Origin of the sequence: Acinetobacter sp. NIPH 542 (assembly GCF_000369825.1) — a bacterium.
In the GTDB taxonomy this organism is placed as follows: domain Bacteria; phylum Pseudomonadota; class Gammaproteobacteria; order Pseudomonadales; family Moraxellaceae; genus Acinetobacter; species Acinetobacter oleivorans.
In genome coordinates, this window is sequence record NZ_KB850206.1 from 1,469,880 (window position 1) to 1,487,620 (window position 17,741).

General features: G+C 38.8%; 18 protein-coding genes. 10 read left to right on the top strand and 8 right to left on the bottom strand.

Going from position 1 to position 17,741, the window contains the following annotated elements; all coding sequences use genetic code 11:
* Positions 1-7: 7 nt before the first annotated feature.
* Positions 8-754: an acetoacetate decarboxylase family protein gene (locus F886_RS12355; protein ID WP_005305721.1), complete on the bottom strand. Its 747-nt coding sequence runs from the start codon at positions 752-754 to the stop codon at positions 8-10.
* Positions 751-1,554: an SDR family NAD(P)-dependent oxidoreductase gene (locus tag F886_RS12360; protein WP_005305724.1), complete on the bottom strand. Its 804-nt coding sequence runs from the start codon at positions 1,552-1,554 to the stop codon at positions 751-753. The genes F886_RS12355 and F886_RS12360 overlap by 4 nt, the downstream gene beginning before the upstream one ends.
* A gap of 108 nt (positions 1,555-1,662) precedes the next feature.
* Between F886_RS12360 and F886_RS12365 the strand changes: the two genes are divergently transcribed.
* From F886_RS12365 to F886_RS12385, 5 genes are all read left to right on the top strand, one after another.
* Positions 1,663-2,709, top strand: a complete 1,047-nt coding sequence (locus F886_RS12365; protein ID WP_005305727.1) for an AraC family transcriptional regulator — start codon at positions 1,663-1,665, stop codon at positions 2,707-2,709.
* Positions 2,710-2,789: 80 nt separating this feature from the next.
* Entirely contained in the window at positions 2,790-3,359 is a 570-nt protein-coding gene (locus F886_RS12370; protein ID WP_013197746.1) for a TetR/AcrR family transcriptional regulator, read from the top strand.
* A gap of 139 nt (positions 3,360-3,498) precedes the next feature.
* Entirely contained in the window at positions 3,499-4,518 is a 1,020-nt protein-coding gene (locus F886_RS12375; protein ID WP_005305734.1) for an MBL fold metallo-hydrolase, read from the top strand.
* Positions 4,519-4,705: 187 nt separating this feature from the next.
* Positions 4,706-5,254: an RrF2 family transcriptional regulator gene (locus F886_RS12380; protein ID WP_003651943.1), complete on the top strand. Its 549-nt coding sequence runs from the start codon at positions 4,706-4,708 to the stop codon at positions 5,252-5,254.
* 158 nt (positions 5,255-5,412) lie between these two features.
* Positions 5,413-6,618: an NAD(P)/FAD-dependent oxidoreductase gene (locus F886_RS12385; protein WP_005305737.1), complete on the top strand. Its 1,206-nt coding sequence runs from the start codon at positions 5,413-5,415 to the stop codon at positions 6,616-6,618.
* 97 nt (positions 6,619-6,715) lie between these two features.
* Here F886_RS12385 and F886_RS12390 read toward each other — a convergent pair whose 3' ends face one another.
* A complete protein-coding gene (locus F886_RS12390) occupies positions 6,716-7,408 on the bottom strand; it encodes a type 1 glutamine amidotransferase domain-containing protein (RefSeq protein ID WP_005305740.1) in 693 nt (230 codons plus the stop codon).
* A 156-nt stretch (positions 7,409-7,564) separates the two neighbouring features.
* Between F886_RS12390 and F886_RS12395 the strand changes: the two genes are divergently transcribed.
* Both F886_RS12395 and F886_RS12400 read left to right on the top strand, forming a co-directional pair.
* Positions 7,565-7,981: a MerR family transcriptional regulator gene (locus tag F886_RS12395; protein ID WP_005128575.1), complete on the top strand. Its 417-nt coding sequence runs from the start codon at positions 7,565-7,567 to the stop codon at positions 7,979-7,981.
* 75 nt (positions 7,982-8,056) lie between these two features.
* The gene (locus tag F886_RS12400) at positions 8,057-8,863 is read left to right on the top strand and encodes a type 1 glutamine amidotransferase domain-containing protein (RefSeq protein WP_005305743.1); all 807 of its coding nucleotides are present in this window, start codon (positions 8,057-8,059) and stop codon (positions 8,861-8,863) included.
* A 67-nt stretch (positions 8,864-8,930) separates the two neighbouring features.
* Here the strand turns inward: F886_RS12400 and F886_RS12405 are convergent, their stop codons facing one another.
* From F886_RS12405 to F886_RS12420, 4 genes are all read right to left on the bottom strand, one after another.
* Entirely contained in the window at positions 8,931-9,506 is a 576-nt protein-coding gene (locus F886_RS12405; protein WP_005305746.1) for a dihydrofolate reductase family protein, read from the bottom strand.
* Between the two features lie 203 nt (positions 9,507-9,709).
* Complete coding sequence (locus F886_RS12410) at positions 9,710-10,777, bottom strand: saccharopine dehydrogenase family protein (RefSeq protein ID WP_005305749.1); 1,068 nt, start codon at positions 10,775-10,777, stop codon at positions 9,710-9,712.
* Between the two features lie 15 nt (positions 10,778-10,792).
* Positions 10,793-12,031 carry an NADH:flavin oxidoreductase/NADH oxidase family protein gene (locus F886_RS12415; protein WP_005305752.1) on the bottom strand — a complete coding sequence of 413 codons (1,239 nt, stop codon included), beginning with the start codon at positions 12,029-12,031 and terminating at the stop codon, positions 10,793-10,795.
* Between the two features lie 159 nt (positions 12,032-12,190).
* Entirely contained in the window at positions 12,191-13,021 is an 831-nt protein-coding gene (locus tag F886_RS12420; protein ID WP_005305755.1) for an alpha/beta fold hydrolase, read from the bottom strand.
* A gap of 328 nt (positions 13,022-13,349) precedes the next feature.
* On the opposite strand from F886_RS12420, the gene F886_RS12425 reads away from it, so the two are divergent.
* The 3 genes from F886_RS12425 (at position 13,350) to F886_RS12435 (ending at position 16,810) form a co-directional block, all read left to right on the top strand.
* Positions 13,350-14,246, top strand: coding sequence for a hypothetical protein (locus tag F886_RS12425; protein WP_005305756.1), 897 nt, complete (start codon positions 13,350-13,352; stop codon positions 14,244-14,246).
* A gap of 266 nt (positions 14,247-14,512) precedes the next feature.
* Positions 14,513-14,833, top strand: a complete 321-nt coding sequence (locus tag F886_RS12430; RefSeq protein ID WP_005305759.1) for a pyrimidine/purine nucleoside phosphorylase — start codon at positions 14,513-14,515, stop codon at positions 14,831-14,833.
* A gap of 366 nt (positions 14,834-15,199) precedes the next feature.
* Positions 15,200-16,810, top strand: coding sequence for a bifunctional 3-(3-hydroxy-phenyl)propionate/3-hydroxycinnamic acid hydroxylase (locus F886_RS12435; RefSeq protein ID WP_005305762.1), 1,611 nt, complete (start codon positions 15,200-15,202; stop codon positions 16,808-16,810).
* Between the two features lie 37 nt (positions 16,811-16,847).
* Here the strand turns inward: F886_RS12435 and F886_RS12440 are convergent, their stop codons facing one another.
* Positions 16,848-17,741 carry a LysR substrate-binding domain-containing protein gene (locus tag F886_RS12440; RefSeq protein WP_005305765.1) on the bottom strand — a complete coding sequence of 298 codons (894 nt, stop codon included), beginning with the start codon at positions 17,739-17,741 and terminating at the stop codon, positions 16,848-16,850.

Consider the following 17,741-nt stretch of genomic DNA (forward strand, 5'->3'; position numbering starts at 1 on the left):
TCTCCAGTTATAAAACGCGTGGATTAAACTGACGTAATAAAAATAACGGCGTGCGTAAACGAGGTATTTGAATCGGTGGAATTAACCCTCCCGACAAATCAACGCGATGTAATCTGGCCTCTATAACTTCGCCTAACCCCATATCATGTAAAGGATCGTTTGCTGTGCCTGTAAAACGTAAGTTTATTTCAACCTGACGCACTTCAACTGGATGCTCTTTCGGGGTGAATCGAACTTCACGGGGTAAACTAATTCCTAATCCACCCGTAATATTCCGATGCGGTAATCCTAAAATTGGAGGTGCATCATGAATAACTTCACCAAGCTTGGCTTCCATTTCAATGAGTGTTGTGCCTCGGCGTGAAGCTTTGCTTAAAATGCGTTTGCCATCATTTTCCCAGCTAATTTCACCCATCTTTTTAGGGTAGCCGAGCAATTCACGACCAATAATCATGGCGCGGTCATCGTCCAAAATCATCCAAGGACAAAAGATTCCAGTCTTGTTGCCAACTTTAATATGAACAAATAAACCCGCTTCATGGTAAGCGCCCGTATAGACATTTTCTGGGAAATACGCACAAAACAAATCGGCTCTGGCAGGTTTAACTAGTGTCATTCCAGATGGTAACCAGCGCGCCATTGCTTTTTCATCGATTTCAACGACAGCAGTCAAATAGTGGGCATTGTGATAAAGCTTATTGCCAAGATTGGCTAAACCCACAGGCACACGTAAGTCATTAATCAATTGTTTCATGGGCTTAATCTCGAAAATACTTGTTTAAGAATGGGCAGCAAAATAATGCGTGGTGTGTAACGCCCTCCAAAGGTTTGGGCCTGTGCCACGAAACCCGGAATCACAATTCGACAATTCCGATCCATTCCCTGAATGGCTTCTTTGGCGACGCGTTCTGCGGTTACCCAAACAAGACCGCCACCAACACCATCAATTTTTGTAATGCCTGCAACTTCATTAAAACCAGTTTTCGTTGGCCCCGGAGCCAGTAGCGTACAGCTAACCCCTGTCCCTTTAAGTTCGCTATGTAATGACTCTGCAAAAGAATTAGCAAATGCCTTGGTTGCTGCATAAGTTGCATTTGCTGGGGTTGGCTGGTGACCAGAAGTAGAACCCACAATGAGTATTGCCCCAGCTTTTCTTTTAATCATTTGTGGCAACACGGCTAGAGTCAGATCATGAATTGCCACCGAATTAACTTCAACTTCTTCACGCTCTCGATCTGCATCTAACTCTTGAAGTCGTCCAAAAGTTGCAAAACCTGCGTTATTACAAAGAATTGAAACCTCAATACCTTCTAAATACTGACGAAACTTAGCTCTAGCTTGTCTATCTCCCAAATCACATGGATATAAATCTACAGATATTTGATATTCAGCTTTTAGTTTTTCAGCCAGTACTTCTAATTTTTCGACACGGCGAGCGACTAAAACTAAGGAATAGCCTCGTAAAGCGAACTGTTTTGCTAACTCCTCTCCAATACCAGATGAAGCACCTGTAATCACAACGCGAGATGAGGCTCGTGGAATAGGTAGGCTCATAATTCTTACTCAAAATAGAATAAATTGATTATTCCGAAGTTTTAACTTGAGCGTGAGATGTAGATCAGACATACTGATAATCATTTTCGGCCACAACAAAAAAAGAATATGAAGGATCCTTATGGGCTATCCAAAGCCAGTATTCCTATTTCTTATGCGCATTTGTTATTAGAAATCATGGTCGACAAAGGATTTTCTGCGCTTGAAATTTTGAAGAAAAGTAAAATTCCCTTAAACCTTTTAGATCAACTAGATGCGCGAATTACTCCTGTGCAGTGGTCTAAACTGGCATGGGAAAGCTTGTTATTGTCGAAAGATTCTGGCTTAGGATATGAATATGGGCTAAAACTGCGTTTAACTGCTCATGGCCCGATGGGATATGCCTTAATGAGTAGTCCAAACTTACATCAGGCTCTCGATGTTTCAACGCAATTCTTTAACATGCGATTAAAAGATTACCGCATTGCTCTGCTAGATGATCATGAATTTTCTATTATTGAAATTAAAGAAACTCATCCTGTTGTCAGCAATCAGCCCGCGCAAGTGGAAAAGCTTAGACGATTTTTTTATGAATGTTTGATGATTGGGGTGATTCAAGCTGGTCAGTTTTTGATAGAGCATGACTTTACTGAAATTGAGTTATGGGTGGATTGGCCAGAACCTACCTATCACAAAGCCTATCAGCATTTATTGCCACTTATTCGATTTAACCAAGCAACTAATCAAATTCGATATAAAAAACAGCTTCTAGATTTACCCATTAAAATGGCAGATCCGATTGCTTTTAAACAAGCTCTGGCACAGTGTGAAGCTGAACAAATCCGTTTTTCAGAGCAAATTAAAGATATATGCCTGACCGTAAAGGCCGAACTAAACTTAAAACCACAGGTGGGTTATCCCTCATTTGATGAAATTGCGACTCGCTTAAACATGTCTAGTCGAACATTACGGCGCCATTTGAACCAAGTCGGTTCTTCATATCTGCAACTGCTTGAAGAAGCTCAACAAAAAGAAGCTGAGCATTTGTTAATTCATAGTGATATGGATATACAAGAAATTGCGCTTTATCTGGGCTATATACAACCTACAAATTTCACACGAGCTTTTAAGAAATGGACAGGTCAAACACCCATTACATTTAGAACGAATCAATAATGTAGATCTAACAAAATATATCTTGCTGTCTTACTATTTTTATGTATGATTGAGTAGTCACTCAATTAATGTATTTATATATGGCTCGTCCACGCAGTGAAGATAAACGTAATGCAATTTTAAGTGCTGCTATTGAAACATTAGCAGAGCTTGGCGAGCGTGCGTCTACCTCAAAAATTGCAAAAGTCGCTGGTGTCGCGGAAGGTACTTTATTTACCTATTTTAGCAATAAAGAAGAACTGCTGAACCAGTTATATCTTTCACTAAAGGCTGAACTACGTCAGGTCATGATGCTTGGTTACCCTGATCACTCCGATTTGCAAACACAAATGTCTCATATTTGGCAAAGCTATTTGGACTGGAGTTTAGAAGCTCCACTCAAACGCAAAGTCATGGCACAGCTTTCAACCTCTGAACAAATTACCGAGCAAAGCAAACAAATTGGCATGCAAACCTTTTGTGACCTCACCCAAAATATTCAAGAACGTATTAATGATGGCAAATTAAGAGATTATCCACCGTTATTTATTGCTTCAATTTTAGGTGCGCTTGCAGAAGTTACACTTAATTTTATTGCTCAAGACCCTTCTCAAACCGAGCTTTATCGTAAATCTGGTTTTGAAGCGTTTTGGCATGCAGTTTCAATTTAGATAAAAGTTAAGGATGCGCGGCGTCCTTATTTTTAAACGAATTAATGAGTGAGCAAATACTCATTTAAATAAATCAAAATAAGCACTTAGCCCAAGTTCTTATTTGCACATATAGGTTTGTTCCAATAAGGAAAACAAAATGACTATTTCAAATACCACAGACTTGCCTTCCCCCTTAATGCCATCTCAGCAGTACAATGGCAAATTTAGAAATACGCGTCCGAACCAACACAAGCCTTCTTTTGGAAAAACGCTCCAGCTCATGTGGAAGTTTCTATTTAACAAACCCAAAGATACCGTTCCAAACAGAGAAATTCCTGTTTTAAGTTTGTCGAAAGAACAGTTGTTAAGTGCACCCGATCGCTCTCTATTTCGTTTGGGCCACTCAACCCTCTTGTTAAAACTGCAAAATGAATTTTGGTTAACCGACCCAGTTTTTTCAGAGCGTGCATCACCTTTTCAATGGATTGGACCAAAACGTTTCCACCAACCACCGATTAGTATTGCCGAATTACCACCCATTAAAGGCGTGATTTTGTCGCATAACCACTACGACCATCTCGACTACCATGCAGTGATGCAACTTAACGATAAAGTTGAGCATTTCTTAACACCGCTTGGTGTGGGTGACACACTCATTAAATGGGGAATTCCAGCAGAAAAAGTTCAACAACTTGATTGGTGGGATACTACTCATGTGGATGGACTAAAATTGGTGGCTACTCCTGCTCATCATTTTTCAGGCCGTGGTATGGGCGATAGTAATGCGACCCTTTGGGCTTCGTGGGTAATTATTGATAATGACTTACGTGTATTTTTCAGCGGTGATACAGGCTATTTCGATGGGTTTAAAGAGATTGGACACCGTTATGGCCCATTTGATCTGACCATGTTAGAAACTGGTGCTTATGATCCTGAATGGCCCGATGTTCATATGCAACCAGAGCAAACTTTACAAGCACATATCGATTTAAAAGGACGCCATTTGTTGCCTGTACACAACGGTACTTTTGACTTGGCGCTTCATGCTTGGGACGACCCGTTTGAACGTATTGTCGGTTTGGCTAAGCAAAAAGATTTAGGCATTAGCACACCGCAAATGGGTGAAATCTTAAATCTGAACGAGCCAAATGTAGAAAATTATTGGTGGCGTTCGTAAGTTTTCCGATATTTTTTAAATTATTTATTTCTCTTTAAAGGTATTTAAATTCAGATATATAACATCAATTTTCCTTATTTGTAGTATCTTAAAATAAAACTAGGACTAACTTTATCTTAGTTTTATTGTTGACTTAAAACACAGACTACATTAGTCTGTGTTTGTAATTGATCAATTATGAAATTAAATGGCTTATATCACTAGTAGCGTCGAGTATGCGATTCACTGTCTTCTTTTTCTTGTGAACAATGAAGATAAACCTTTGAGTAGTAAGGATCTGGCTGAATTACAAGGAGTCTCTCCAAGTTTTATGGCCAAGATTTTTCCTAAACTTGAAAAGGCAGGCCTTGTTATTGCTCAAGAAGGTGTTCGTGGTGGGTATTTACTCGCTCGATCCGCTCATGAAATCAGTTTTTTAGATATCGTGAATGCAATCGAAGGTGAAAAACCGCTTTTTGAGTGCCAAGAAGTCCGTGGGAAATGTGCGGTCTTTAATCATGCCCCGCCAGATTGGGCAACCAGTGGTGTGTGTGCAGTGCATGCCGTCATGCTACAGGCCGAAAAAGCCATGCGAGATGCGCTAGGTGCTCATACACTTGGTGATATTGCTGACCGTTTTGGCCGTTATGCACCCGACGTATTTTTTAGTGATGTAAATGGCTGGATCAATGAACGCATCGAAGGAAGAACAGCAAAAATGCGGAAAAACAAAATCTCACGGGATACCCCCGACTAATGAGCTGAAAGGGTCTCAAACACTAGAGTAATAACACCCCCTAATCGTTTTAAACGCCTTCTCAGATTTTTCGGACAATCAGGGAAAGGATTCGCTCACCCTAAATTTTGTGATGAGTTGGAATGTGTTGTCCGAAAATCTATCAAAAGGATAATCAAATGAGTAAGCGTATTATTATTGCTGGTTCTGGCTTTGCTGGTTTATGGGCTGCACTTGCTGCCCAAAGAGCAATTCATTTAGCGTCGCAAGAACAAAATATTGAAGTAGTGATGGTTTCCCCTAGCCCGAATGTTGGTATTCGCCCTCGTCTTTATGAAGCTGTACTAGAAAACATGAACCCTGATATTTCAGAGTTACTAGGCGTGGTTGGGGTTAAATATCTAGCAGGTTGGGTAAATCAAATTGATGGCAACCAACAGACAATCGAAGTTTCAACCACCGATGGCAACAAACAAACCTTAAGCTATGACCGTTTTATTTTGGCAACCGGAAGTACTACGTTTATGCCCCCGATACCGGGCCTTACCGAATATGGCTTCAGCGTAAGCACACTAGAAGATGCTGAAAAACTAGACCAACATCTTAAAAACTTAGCTAATAAACCTGCAAATGCAGCGCGTAATACGGTGGTCGTTGCAGGTGGTGGTCTTACCGGGTTAGAAACCGTTACTGAAATGCCTGAACGTCTGCGTAGCATTTTAGGTGAAACTGATGTCCGTGTAGTTTTAGTAGATTCCTCAACAGAAATTGGTGCAGCAATGGGTGACCAAGCTGCTACAGTTATTCGAGAAGCTCTCACAGAACTCGGTGTGGAAGGTAAAGCTGGGCTACGCGTTACTGCACTTGATGCATCAGGGGTAACGCTTTCAAACGGCGAAAGAATTGAAACAGAAACCGTGATTTGGACTGCGGGCATGCGAGCCAACTCGCTCACCTCTCAAGTTACTGGTGAAAAAGATAATTTAGGACGTATTTTAGGGGATGCTTATTTACATGCACCTGAAGCAAAAAATATTTTTGTCACTGGCGATACGGTAAAAGTTCCAACCGATGATTTAGGTAACTTTAACGTGATGTCTTGCCAACATGCCATGAGTCTAGGCCGTGTAGCGGGTTACAACGCTGCGGCAGAACTAGTTGATTTACCACTTCATCCATACAGTCAACCGAAGTATGTGACGTGTGTTGACTTAGGTCCTTGGGGCGCACTCTATAGCGAAGGTTGGGATCGTCAGGTTCAATTTGTGCGTGATGAAGCTAAAAAAATTAAACAAGAAATTAATACCATCTGGATTTACCCACCAGCCGCAGACCGCGAAGCAGTTTTTGCAATAGCAAACCCAGATTTTGTGATTGTTCCTTAAAGTTAGCCTTGCTAGATCACACCACTTTATTTAAACAGTCGAAAAGCAAAACCGTCACTGGTTTTGCTTGTCGGATTTATGTTTGAATCATTAACAATTATGACTTTTCTAGCTCTTCTATTATTGCTAAAGCCGTTCTTTTAGCAGAAAACGGATTTTGACCAGTAATTAAGTTGCCGTCTTGAACCACATACGGCGCAAAAGGAATAAAAGCCTTTTCATAACGAGCACCATATTCTTTCGCTAGCTCTTCGGCATTGTATGGGACTTTTTTTGCTACCCCTGCCAGAACTTCTTCACTCCAAGCAAAGCCTGTTAACTTTTTATCTTTTATCAATCGCTCGCCATTTGAAAGTCTGACATTGAGCAAGCCGCAATATCCGTGACAAACACTCGAAACAATGCCGCCTTTTTCATAAATATTTTTGGTGATTTCTTGCAGTTCTGGATTATCTAAAAAATCCCACATCACACCGTGACCACCAGTATAGTAGATCACGTCATAATCTTGCCAATGAATATCGGAAGGCTTAAAAGTATTTGCTAACAAGGTAATAAAAGCTTGGTCTTTTTCTCTGGCTTTAACAGATTTATCTGCAACCAAAGGCACAAGCGATTTAGGCTCGATCGGGGTTTTTCCGCCATTTGGACTGACAATATCTTGCACATAGCCTTGCTTTTCAAACTCATCATAGGCATGGGTGAGCTCACCCAACCACAGTCCTGTCGGTTCATCTACATCCTTATAGCGTGAAATATTTGTCACGACATGTAATATGCGTTTAGACATTTTCTCACCTCATTTTTCATATTTATAATTCTATTCTTTCATCTATCAAAGCATAGAAAGTTGTTACTGAAAGTGTGTGCTTGGTAAAGTTATGAACCTTGCTTTTAAGTGACTATAAGTCTAAAGTTAACTTGAATGTCAATAGAGTCTGTGGCCATGAATATTAGCGAGTTATCGAAACTAAGCGGTTTAAGCACCCCTACAATTCGTTATTACGAGCAAATCAAACTCTTACCTAAAGCAAAAAGAAAATCGAATGGCTATCGTGAATATACAGATAACGATTTGAAGCAACTTTCTTTAATTCAGCAAGCCCAGCAAGTTGGTTTTTCTTTAGCAGAAATTAAAGCTTTTTTGCCTTCAAAAGTTGCCACTTGGAACCATGACGCACTCATCCAAACGATTGAATTAAAAATTCAGGAAATAGAGCTTTTAGAACAAAAACTCAAGGTGAGTAAGCAAAATTTACGTACCATGATTAATGCCATTAATGACAAACCTGATGAAATTACCTGCGAGCAAAATGCAGAACGACTCATGAATCTCTATTTCGACAAAGCAAAAACACCGTAATTTCTTCGAGACCTATTGACCTTAAAGTGTACTTTAAACATACGATTGGCTACAGGTGATGAATGAGGACCTGTCATGTTTAAAGTTTGGAATTTTCAGCGTTGGTTAACCATTATTTTTGCCATTTTTTTATCTTCACATGCGGTATATGCCGCAGAGTCGGATAAAGCTCAAAATCTTACCAAAGCAAACGGAAAAATTTTAGTCGTAATGACCAATCACTCGGCTTACCCTTCCCGTTCAGATAAAACAGGACTTTGGCTAACCGAACTCACTCATTTTTACGATGTGGCTTTAGCTGCTGGCTATGAAATGGATTTTGTAAGTCCTTTAGGTGGTCAAGTACCACTAGATGAACGTAGTTTAAAGTCCATTTACCTAGACAAATTTGCCCGTCAGCATTTAGCCGACCCAGCATTTATGCAGCGGTTAAAAACAACGTTAGGTCCGAGCGCGATTAATCCTTCGCAATACAAAGCCATTTACTATACTGGTGGCCACGGCACCATGTGGGATTTCCCAACCAATAAAGCTCTGCAAAACATTAGCGAACAGATCTATCGCCAAGGTGGAATCGTTTCAGCAGTATGTCACGGCGTAGGCGGTTTATTACCTTTACAGGATGAAAACGGCAAACCGTTAATTGCAGGTAGAACTGTTACGGGTTTTGCAAATATAGAAGAAACACTTTCTGGTATTAAATCTCAAGTTCCATTTTCTTTACAAAATGGTCTCATTGAACGTAGAGCAAAATACAAAGAAGCATTTATACCGTTTACTTCGTATGTGGTTTCAGACGATAGAATTATTACTGGACAAAACCCGCAGTCGAGCAAAGAAATTGCCGAAGCAGTTGTTAAACGTTTAAACAGCATGCAATAAAGCTAAAAAGACGAATTATAGACCAGCGCTGTAATTCGTCTTTTTCATACAAATATTATAGAAAAAATTAGCTTATCTTTTGATAGTGAAGTCCAATTGCGCCAGAAGCAAATGTTTTATTTTCAATCAGTTTAAGATTGGTTTTTTCCTGAATACCTTGGAATAGTGGTAAGCCACTACCAATTAAAACGGGCGAAACCGTAATTTTATATTCATCAATTAAACCAAGTTGCATGAGATAGTGCGCGAACCGTGGACTTCCCAGAATCACCATATCCTTACCCGCTTGCTGTTTCAGCTTATTAATTTCTTCTTCAACATGATCTTTTACAAGACGGGAATTATTCCATTCAACTGTATCTAAGGTGGTTGAAAAAACGATTTTCTCTGTTTTTTCAATCCACTTAGCGTGGTTGCGTTCATGCTCCGAAGCTTCTGGATTTGAAAGCATAGTTGGCCAGTAATTATGCATCATCTGGTAAGTCGCACGTCCCCAAATTACCGTATCGGCAGTGCTCAAAATTTCTTTGGCATGGTTAGCCAAATCGGCATCGTAAGCAATCCAGCCTATGTCCATTGCCCCATTTGGACCTTCGACAAAACTGTCTAGCGATGCATGAAGAAACAGTATGAGTTTTCTCATTATTCTCATTCCTTTGTTATGAAAAATATTTATCACTTTTTAGTATATTCAATTTGAATTATTTCTTATGGAGTGTTTTGTTTTCTGTTTTTCTTTTTATCTATAGAAAGCTATATTTACTTGAAATATTTAAAAAATAACCCGAACAAGAATGGCTCCTTATCCGGGTTATCTATAAACATGCTGTTTTAATAAAGACTTGGTTAAGTAATGACTAGCGGACCAGAACCCGGTAACTCAGTCACTAGCTTATAACCCATCAATTTTGCTGGCGTATATGTACCGCCTTTCACGGTATTTTTGAGTAAATAATTCACCACAGTCAATGAACCATTTACGGTAAGGCTATACGCATTTTCTGTTTGGATGCGGGCAGTTTTGATTTCCCCACGGGTATTTCTTGCCTCACCCCAAACATAGGTAGGTACTTTCGCGCGAAGCTCTTCATTTGGCCCCACAACCGTTTTTTCAATACGCGACTTAATAAACTTCTGCACGGCATTGATTTTTAATATTGGACGTACATAGTTCATCATTTTCGCACCAAAAATCATTTTGGGAAATGCGGGTACAAATACTTCAATGTTTGGAATACCTGTTGTATAGAACGCGGTAGATACGTCTCCCCACGGAACACTCATGGCACTTTTTTTACCGTCACCAAAATCAATGGTTCGAACATAATGTGCTAATGGAACGGTGGTAATTTTTCCGTTCTTACGAATTTTTCCGCCTTCGGCCATGCCTTCTGTACTTGTTTTAGCAGTACCCGGTGAAAACCCTGTTCTAGAGTCAAAACCAAGTGCTAAATGAGTCGCATCTGGCAATGCTTTTTTCAAGGCAGCAGCAACACAGTCTGTTGGAATTACATCGAAACCGACACCCGGACAAAGCACAATATCGGCTTTTTCGGCTTGGGTGTTAAGTGACTGTGCCAACTCAAATACAGCGATTTCACCCGTAATATCTAAATAGTGAGCACCGGCATTTATACAAGCTTCCATCATGGGTTTTGATGTTGCTGAAAATGGCCCTGCACAGTGCATGACCAATTTAAAGCCTTGCAGTTGCTCACTGACCGCATTTACGTTATCAAGCCCAAAAGCTTTATAGTCGAGTCCCAACTCTTGAGCTAATGTTTCAACCTTAGCTTTGTTACGACCAGCCAAAGTTGGTTTTAGACCTTGGCGTACAGCTTCACGAGCGATTAACTCACCCGTGTAGCCATTTGCTCCATAAATTATCCAGTTTGAATCGTTAGGATTTGTCATAACACAACTCACTTATTAAGAAGCAAATGTATAGTCACGCATGCCTTTTTTGTATTGGCGGGTACGGCATGACATCGCTGATTGTTGCAAAATTAAAGCCCAAGCTGGTGAAACATTTGGTTTTGTTTTTTTACCAGCGCTTAAATTACGTAACTGGAATTTGACCACTGCCATATTGGCAAGTGAAGCGAATGTTTTATTTTCCCAAGTAATCGGCTTGAGTTCAGGTGAAACATTTTTGCCTTGTTTCCAAGCATTTGGCAAACTAGGTTCAATCGCTAAAGCTGTGGCAATACCGACCATATCTACACCACTTTCAACCACTTGCTCTGCCACTTGTTTACGGCGTATGCCACCTGTCACCATAACAGGCATTTTGGCAACTTTACGAATTTCTTGTGCAAATTCTAAAAAGTAAGCTTCACGAGCAAGTGTACGGCCATCACGCGCTTGACCCTGCATTGCTGGCGCTTCATAGCTACCGCCTGAAAGCTCAACCAAATCGACTGCATGCTCATTTAACATTTTAACCACCTGCTGAGCATCTTCAGCGCTAAAACCGCCACGCTGGAAATCGGCTGAGTTCAGTTTTACGGCAACGGTAAACTCTGGCGAAACCACTTTACGGACCGCTTCAACAATCTCAATTAAAATACGAGCGCGGTTTTCTAAAGAACCACCCCATTGATCTTGGCGTTTATTGCTCAGTGGTGAAAGAAACTGGCTTAGTAAATAGCCATGCGCTGCATGAATTTCCACACCAGTAAATCCTGCTTTTTCACCTAAACGTGCCGTGTTTGCAAAACGCTGAATCACCTCTGCAATCATAGATTCAGTCATTTCAATTGGTGTATTAAAGCGATTTGACATTTTGCCAAGATCTAGTGAAATAGCTGATGGCGCCCAAGTCTGCTGACCTAGGTTAGCTTGCATTTGTCGACCCGGATGGTTAATTTGAAGCCAAACCTGAGCACCTTTGGAACGGCTAATTTGTGCCCATTTTTTAAAAGTATCCAGATGCTTTTCATCTTCAAGCACTACGCCGCCCGGTCCAGTCATCGCTCGGCGGTCTACCATCACATTTCCGGTAATGATTAGACCTACGCCACCATTTGCCCAAGCCTGATATAAACGCATTAATTCTTCTGATGGTGCATGGTTTAAATCAGCCATATTTTCTTCCATTGCTGCTTTAGCAATACGGTTAGGAACATATGAGCCATTTGGGAATACTAATTTTTCGAACACTTTCATTGGAATGACCTCATTCAGTATGGCTTTACTTTAAGGTTAAAGCTAACTTTAATGTCAATACCTTTTAGCATTACTATATTTATTACTTTTAATTTCAATTTCTTATAAATAAAAAAGAGGCACTTAATAAGCCTCTTTTTTAAAGTTTAAAGCTTTAAATTATTCGCGAATAAACGCCAACAAGTCAGCATTAATCACTTCATGGTTTACAGTTAACATACCGTGAGAAAAACCCGGGTAGATCTTGAGTTGGCTATTTTGAAGTAACTCTGCAGATTTTACGCCAGACGTTTTATAAGGCACGATCTGGTCGTCATCGCCATGCAACACCAAAACAGGAATGGTGATTTTCTTTAAATCTTCGGTGAAGTCAGTTTGTGAGAACGCCACAATGCCGTCGTAATGTGCTTTTGCACTACCCGTCATGCCCTGACGCCACCAGTTCGAAATGATACCTTCAGATGGCTTCGCATCTGGTCGGTTAAAACCATAAAACGGGCCAGATGGAAGGTCTCGGAAAAATTGCGCACGGTTGGTGAGAACTTGATTTTGCAGGTCATCAAAAACTTCTTTTGGTAAACCTTCAGGATTACTTTCAGTTTTAACCATTATTGGTGGAACTGCACTGACAAGAACAGCTTTTGCAACGTTTTCTTGACCGTGACGAGCAATATAGTGAGCAACTTCACCGCCACCTGTAGAGTGTCCAATATGAATTGCATTTTTAATATTCAGATGTTTGACCACTTCTGCGACATCATCTGCGTAGTGGTCCATATCATGACCATCCCACACCTGACTTGAACGTCCATGGCCACGGCGGTCATGAGCAACTACACGAAAACCTTCTTTAAGGAAAAAAAGTAACTGTGTGTCCCAATCATCTGAACTTAATGGCCAACCATGATGAAAAAATAAAACTTGGGCATCGCGTGGTCCCCAATCTTTATAGAAAATTTCTACGCTATCTTTTGTGGTTACATATCCCATCTTTGTTCTCCTGGTGAAAAACCGCTTGTTGATTCGTTATAAAGATTTGAATATTTATACTAAGCTTAAAGTTAACTTTAAGGTCAACCATCTTAATCATCTTTTAAAAATAAAATTTATATGAAGACTCTCATCAAGTTTGTATCTTTTTAAACTTTAATTGTTTTTATTTTATTTCTTTTAAATGTCAAAGATTTGACATGTCAAAATTAAAGCCTTGACTTTAAAGTTAGCTTTAAACTTATAGTGACCACATTGGCTATTAATTAACACGTCTTGATAAAGACAACGGTAGCTACTCGGTCAATTAATGTAAAGGTGAACTCCAATGAATATAAAACAACAATTTACTGAGGTTGAATTTGGGCAACAAAAAGTCAAAGTACCCAAAGGTGGTTATTATGACCGCTTTAGAATGAATCCTGACCTAGATGAAGTGGCTCAAGATCCAGCTGCTGGCAATATCGACTTTTTCCGTCATATTCCTAAAAAAATTGTGGAATCCCGAGTAGGTCCTGTCTGGGCACCCAACTTTTATTATCGTAGTGCAAATGTTCAGTTGTTAATGCTTGCTCCAATTAAGCAAATTAAAGCAAAACTTCCTGCTGCTTTAACGCCGTTACAACCATTTCCGGGTTATGGGTTGGTCGCCGTCACATTCTTTACCTATTCAGTTTGTGACAATGACCCTTATAACGAAGTGTCGATTGCGATTGTTGTCCGTAAGCCTAATGCTCGTGGGCCACACATCGCCGAGTTAATGAAATCGATGCGTCAACGTCATTTTTATGCGCATGTTTTAGCTTTGCCTGTTGATACTGAAATCGCCAGAGTGCGTGGTGTATATGGTTACCAACTACCAAAATGGTTAACTAAAATTGACATCGACATTAACCCAAAAGAAGTGCAAGCCAATATTTTTGATGTTAATGGAAAATTAGATTTAAGTTTGAAAACTGCTGTTTCTACTTTAAAACGTGTTGACTCTGAAACGCATATTAATAAAGCAACTATGCTTCATGTGGTCGATGAGAAATGGCATCAAACCGAAGTTCAGTCCAACATTCTTTCTTTTGCGCAAAAGCTTTTTCCAAAGAAAGTACAACTAGTGAAAAATGAAGGCCCTTTAACAAAGTTACTAAATGAACTTGGCGCTTCAAAAATTTTACGCTTAGATGTTATTGAGGATGCTCAGGTGGTATTAAATCTACCAACCAGACTTTAGTCATCAGTTTATCTTGCATGCCATTGCCTTATTTAGCTTATCTTTTGCTCAAGACTCTAAAGGTATTTCATAGATTAGAAAGCCCTCACCTTGGGCTTTTTATTTTTGAATCATTTAATTGATATTTGCTAATTTCTCGTTAGTGATTTACTTGAGAGAAAAGTTACTTTTATTGCTTACTTAAAATGTAATTTTATAGCTTGAAGATTCAGAGGAACTTTTATTATTATCTTAATAATATTTAGTACAATAAAGAGATACAAAAAATGCCAAATCAATTTGATTCTGTTTCTATAATAAAAAAAGCGAATGTCTACTATGAGGGGCATTCTATTAGTCATTTAATTGAACTAGCTGATGGAACAAAAAAGACTCTAGGAGTTATTCTTCCATCAGATAAGGCTTTAATATTTAAAACTCATGTGCCAGAGCGCATCGAAATTATTTCTGGGAAATGCACTGTTCAAATTGGCGATGAACCAGAAGCTACAATTTATTCTAGCGGTGAATCTTTTAATGTTCCTGAAAATAGTAAATTTAAAATTATGACAAATGAAGTGATTGATTATGTCTGCCATTTAGAGTGATTTGTGACAGAAATACTATTTTCCATCGTGGCAACTTATTTGGCACTGTATAACAGTTACGCATTATAAAAGTTTATAATATTAGCATTTACATCAAATTAAATTATTGATAATAAAAGTTTTATTATTTTTACAATGAATAATTTTTTAGCTCTAAAAGCGACATCCTTCAATTATAATTTAAAACAATGATTGGATTTAAAAAAACTATTGCAATAATATAAAAACTCTTTTAAATACAATAGATTAATAAAAATTAAATATACATCCTCCTTTTAAAAATTCACTTATTAAACTATTGATTACATTCAACCTTCTTACAATTTTGATATTAATAAGAAAACTTGATAGTAAGGGATATTTACTGTGAATCAAACTCAACATCACACCACGGAAGTTGCAATTTTAGGGGCAGGACCTGTTGGATTAACAATTGCAAATTACTTAAGTAAGCAAGGTGTACAAGTTACTGTTATTGAACAATTAGATCAGCTTATTGATTATCCAAGAGCCATTGGTATTGACGATGAATCATTAAGAACAATCCAATCTTTAGGATTAATTAAACAAGTTTTACCGCATACCACCCCAAATCATGCAATGCGCTTTTTAACTCCTAAAGGACGTTGCTTTGCAGATATCCAACCCATGACTCGCGAATTTGGTTGGCCACGTCGTAATGCATTTATTCAACCTCAAGTTGACCGTGTTTTACTTGAAGGTTTAGCGTTATACCCAACAACACAGGTATTTTTTTCGCGCCACTTAAATAGTTTTACTCAAGACAAAGATCACGTAACTTTAAACCTCACTACAAAAGACAAGAAACAAGAAATTATTCAAGCACAGTACCTTATTGCTTGTGATGGCGGAAATTCATTTGTACGTCGTAATCTCAATATTAATTTTGAAGGAAAAACAGCGCCTAACCAATGGATTGTTATTGATCTTGCAAACGATCCATTAGCTACCCCTCATGTATATTTATGCTGTGATCCAGTTCGTCCTTACGTATCAGCAGCTTTACCACATGGCATCCGACGTTTTGAATTTATGGTAATGCCGGGAGAGACCCAAGAAGAACTTAGTAAACCTGAGAACATTAATCGTCTATTAGGAAAAGTTTTACCTCATACCGATAATATTGAAGTCATACGCCAACGTGTATATACACATAATGCACGTATTGCAGATCGTTTCCGCGTAGACCGTATTTTATTGGCAGGCGATGCTGCACATATTATGCCTGTGTGGCAGGGCCAAGGTTACAATAGTGGTATGCGTGATGCATTTAATCTTGCTTGGAAAATGGCTTTGGTCATTAAAAAAGTGGCAAGCCCTGAAATTCTTGATAGCTATCAACTAGAAAGGAAAGACCACGCGCAAGCAATGATTAATTTATCCGTTCTAGCGGGTCATGTACTTGCCCCACCGAAAAAATGGCAAGGTGTTGTTCGCGATAGTATTTCTTATGCATTGAACTACATACAACCCATAAAACGCTATTTACTAGAAATGCGTTTCAAGCCAATGCCAAAATATAATGAGGGAATATTGACACCATTTTCAGGAAAAAATACACCTGTTGGAAAGATGTTCATACAGCCTCATGTACAGTTTGGAAACAAAGACAAAATTTTATTAGATGATGTCATTGGAAATAACTTTGCCATTCTCGCTTGGGGAGTCAATCCAACTTGGGGCATCTCACCCAATATTATGAAAAAATGGATTAAATTAGGCATTAAATTTATTCAAGTCGTCCCTAACGTGCAATTAGATGCACCCAATCAAACCTCTAATGCAGATTTCATTACAATCGGTGATGCAGATAGTGAAATCCGCACTTGGTTTGGTCAAACAAATCAATCTATGGTGATATTACGACCTGACCGTTTTATAGCAGGTCTTGCTATTCCCCAAACGGTGAATAGTATAAGTGAAGAACTGTTTGAAAAAATGCATTTAATTAACTAAAGTTTTTTAAGCCATTCTTTTGAATGGCTTTTTTATATTAACTAAAGTCCAGATAAAATTGTTTTTTAAGTACATCTAAAATCAAATCTATAGCTTTATTAACATGATCTTTTCGATAAGAAACATATAAACCTATCATCGGTAATGGTTCTATCGTCTTTTTAACTATAATTTTATCTCCTAATAGAGGAATCACATACTGTGGTACCAAGCTCCAACCAATTTCCATTCCGACTAAATTAACGTTAAGTAAGATATTAGTTGAGTGCTGTACAACAGCGACGTTAAGCTTAGTTTTTTTAAAGAAGTTATGAATAATTCGATAAAGTTCTGGCGATGACTCTTCATTGCAAATCACAAAATCATGTTGTTCAAAACTTTTTATACTAATACGCTCCTGCTGAGCCTCTGGCGAATTTTTGGGAATAATTAAGGTAAGTGGCTCTTGAAATACCTGAATCGAAACCAGTTCATCTGAATCAGCACCATAGCGAGTAAAAGCGATATCTATTTCGCCTTTTCTAAGCGCTGCTAGTTGTTCATCATCCGTAAGGCTATGAAAATCAATTGTTAATTCTGGGAAGTGCGCTCTTATATTGGGCATGATATAGGGGAAGATTTTCATTTCTGCCGCTGGAACAAAACCAATATTTAATTGTTCTTGTTCAACTTTGGCAGTTTGTTGAGCCAAACTAATTGCTTTCTCTGTATGTTCTAAAATGATTAGAGCTTCTTTAAAAAAAACTTCTCCTGCTTTGGTCAGTTCAACTTTTCGCTTACTTCGTATAAAAAGCTGAACTCCCACTTCTTCTTCTAAATCTTTAATCTGCTGACTAAGAGAAGGTTGCACCGTATGCATACGCATTGCTGCCTTAGTAAAATTCAGCTCTTCAGCAACCGCAACAAAGTAGCGTAAGTGACGTAATTCCAT